Here is a 2,994-nt window from a genome sequence, read left to right on the forward strand (position 1 = left end):
CGCCTGCTTGATCGCGCTCATCGTCGCCAGTTCGTCGGGCGTGCGCGTGCGCGAGAGCACCTTGCGCTTCTTGAGGCCGATGCCGTGCTCCGCTGAAACCGAGCCTCCCAAGTCGGAGACGACGCCGTAGACGAAGGCCTCGACGGCTTCGACCGTCTCCGCCGTCGCACCCGGCACGTCGGCGATGAGGTGGATGTTCCCGTCACCGAGGTGGCCGTAGACCAGCGCCAGCGAGCCGGGATGGCGCGCCTCCAGGCCTTGGGTGATGCGGCTCCCCCCCCCCCCCCCCCCGCCGCCCCCGCCCCGGCGGCCACCCATGGGCGCCGAGCTGCAAACGAATGATATTGATGGACCGGCCGCACATCGCGGCCCTCTGTTCACAAGTGCGTTGATCCCTACCGGCCTATCGCTACCGAGCCGGCCGGGTGCGGCGGCTTGCAGGGGACCGACGCACCCATCTCCCTTTCGGAAAAAGTCGTTTGTTAGCGGTATGCAATCGATCCGCTGGTGCGTTATCGTCGCGACAAAGGGAGATTTCAGTGCATCAAGTGTCCAAGAGCCTCACTCGCGCCGCAATCGCCGAGGCGATCAAGAAAAGCGTCGGGATTTCCTTCGCCGGAGCGGATCGCATGGTCGATGCGATCATTGAGGAAATCGCCGCCGCTCTCGAACGTGGCGAGAACGTGAAGATAGCCGGCTTCGGCACGTTCCTGCTGAACGATAAGGGGCCGCGCGTCGGACGCAACCCGAAGACTGGCAAGGAGGCGGTTGTAGCCGCGAGGCGCGTCGTCACCTTTAATCCGAGCGCCATCCTGCGAGCACGCGTCGCTCCCGTGCTGGACTGATCTCAGATCAGCGACCTGATCTGCAACTCCCTCGCCCTCGTCCTCGGCTTCGCTGCCCCGTGCGAATGGCGCCCGCCCCAGGAAGCAGAGATAGGTCCGGTTCTGCCGCCACGTCGTCACCGCCGGGTCGAGGCAGCAATAGATCGGCACCGACGTACCCAGCTTGTAGGTGAGTGGCGCGAAGGTGTCCTCGTACTCCGCCTCGCCGAGCCATGAGAGCGTGAAGAGCAGCGTTCGCAGCGTGATGCCCGGCGTGGTGTCGGGCACCGTCATCGGCGCGAGCACAACAGGCGATGGCGCTTTCGCAGTTGCAGACCCGCGCGCGTTTACTGCGCAGCGCGAGCATTACCAGACCGGCGGGCATTACGGCGTCGTCGACTGGGAGCAGACCGCCTATGAAATTAGAGGTTCCGCCTGCCACGACAACGGGTTCAACTCGGTGGCCGACCCGCGTTTAATTTCTGATGCCTCAAGTGGGGGGCGGGAAATTAAACTGCCGGAGCCCGGCGATCGTCTCGTGTGCCGCATCATCGCGACCGACGGCACTTGGCACCGCCCGGTCACGACGCTGGACCTTGCCTCGCAGCAGGCGCTCTTCGCCCTGGAAGAGACCTTCTACCAGGAGGCGACCGAATACGGGTTGGAATGGTGCTGCCGCACCCCGTTCGACCTCATCGGCGGCTCGGACGTCGCCAAGCGCGAGTGGATCGGCAACATTGTGCCCGGCGCCGCCGCTACGGGCATGGCCGAGACGATCGGTGAGACGATGATCCTCGCCGACATGGGCGAGAGCTTCTTCCTGAGCCCGCACGAGATCTGGGCCAAGCCCGGGGCGCTCGCTCTCGCCATCGACAACGGCCAGATCGCATTTCGCATCGACGGAGAGTTCACATCAACGCCATGCTACTTTGTGACGATGCGGGACCGCCGTGCACCCGCGAACCGCGCGAGCAGGCCTCGAGCTTCGACCCGATTGTGCTCGACCTCATCTGTCACCGAAGCGACCTCTTCGATGTAACCCGCCAGACGAATCTCTCCGATCTTGTCGGCATGAACGGAAACCTGATCGCCAAGGCGGATCGCCAGTTCCTCGACTTCGATAGCGGAGACCTTCGAAAGTACAAAAGCAACCATATCGTGAAGTGCGTAATGCGCACCCTCAAGGTGAAGAAGTGCTTCTTCCAAGGACTTAAATCTGTCGCGTGTATTAGTGATCATAGCTATTATCTTATCGCTTTTAGCGGTCCTTTTGTTTCGGCACGGCGCCCTTACGGCCGATTGCGCATGACGGCAATTGCTCTGTCGCATTTGCGACAAACCGCTCGTCGCATTTCACCTGCTCATCTAAACCCAAAGCCAGGAGGCCGTCATCGAATTCCGCCCGCGTGATCCGGCCGTCCTTCCGGCGCGCGCACCGCCAGCATAAACACCAATGCGACCCCGGCCGCGATGACCAGCGCGCCGATCACCGGCACGACGGTCATCCTCAGTGTCGAGCGCGCTTCCAGACCGAACTGCGGCGGAGCGGACTGGTGCCTGAGGCCTACACCCTTCGCGGAGACGACCAATCGCTGAACGCAGGCATGCCGCAATGTGTGCGAGCCAGCTGTGAAACGCCGATGCCAGCCCCGTGCAGATATTTGTTGGACGGGGCCGACACCGCTGGCCGCGTGAGCGGCGACTGCGGCGCAATGTGCCGCGAGAAGAGCAATCGGGCGCACGGAATGGCGGCCGAGCAGTGTCCAGCGAAACAATGGGAGCGGGATGCCGGTGACCAAAGTTGTCATATTCAGCGCAAAATCAATAGTGTACCGTGCGTTTGCGACCCGAAGGGCGCTGCGGCCCTTACAAAACTGGCCCGGTCCTCTCTTAGTGCCGGGCCTTCTTGCCCTATCAGTCGGCCGGTGCCTTTTCTGTAGCCCCTTGATCTGGCCCGGGGCGCTGAAGCACCTTCGTGCTCGCACCCACGATCGCCATGCCGAGAAGAAAGATGACGATTATTCCGCCGACAATGTACCGAAAATTCTTCGGCTTGCCGCCTTCGTGACCGCCGGCGGGCGTAATGGTCTCTTGGTCGCGATGGGGGCGGTCCTGGGGTAAGTGGCCCGACCGCTTACCGATGAGAGCGATTGCCGGGCCACAGGTGCAG

General features: G+C 63.0%; 5 protein-coding genes. 3 read left to right on the forward strand and 2 right to left on the reverse strand.

Going from position 1 to position 2,994, the window contains the following annotated elements; all coding sequences use genetic code 11:
* A partial coding sequence (locus tag LH128_RS28675; RefSeq protein WP_008833207.1) for an FAD-linked oxidase C-terminal domain-containing protein occupies positions 1–318 on the reverse strand: 318 nt, incomplete at its 3' end.
* 230 nt (positions 319–548) lie between these two features.
* Between LH128_RS28675 and LH128_RS32605 the strand changes: the two genes are divergently transcribed.
* From LH128_RS32605 to LH128_RS33895, 3 genes are all read left to right on the forward strand, one after another.
* Entirely contained in the window at positions 549–845 is a 297-nt protein-coding gene (locus LH128_RS32605) for an integration host factor subunit alpha (protein WP_008833208.1), read from the forward strand.
* 169 nt (positions 846–1,014) lie between these two features.
* Positions 1,015–1,863, forward strand: a complete 849-nt coding sequence (locus LH128_RS28685) for a hypothetical protein (RefSeq protein WP_327195308.1) — start codon at positions 1,015–1,017, stop codon at positions 1,861–1,863.
* Positions 1,864–1,895: 32 nt separating this feature from the next.
* Positions 1,896–2,234: a hypothetical protein gene (locus LH128_RS33895; protein ID WP_327195309.1), complete on the forward strand. Its 339-nt coding sequence runs from the start codon at positions 1,896–1,898 to the stop codon at positions 2,232–2,234.
* A 504-nt stretch (positions 2,235–2,738) separates the two neighbouring features.
* Here the strand turns inward: LH128_RS33895 and LH128_RS34855 are convergent.
* Positions 2,739–2,994: hypothetical protein (locus LH128_RS34855; protein WP_008833210.1), on the reverse strand; the 256-nt coding region annotated here is incomplete at its 5' end.

It is taken from the genome of Sphingomonas sp. LH128, assembly GCF_000293195.2.
Lineage (GTDB): Bacteria > Pseudomonadota > Alphaproteobacteria > Sphingomonadales > Sphingomonadaceae > Novosphingobium > Novosphingobium resinovorum_A.

Bases quoted from the DNA above. Each gene is read 5' to 3' on its own strand.
- LH128_RS33895 (WP_327195309.1), top strand. From the start codon at position 1,896: ATGAACGGAAACCTGATCGCCAAGGCGGATCGCCAGTTCCTCGACTTC.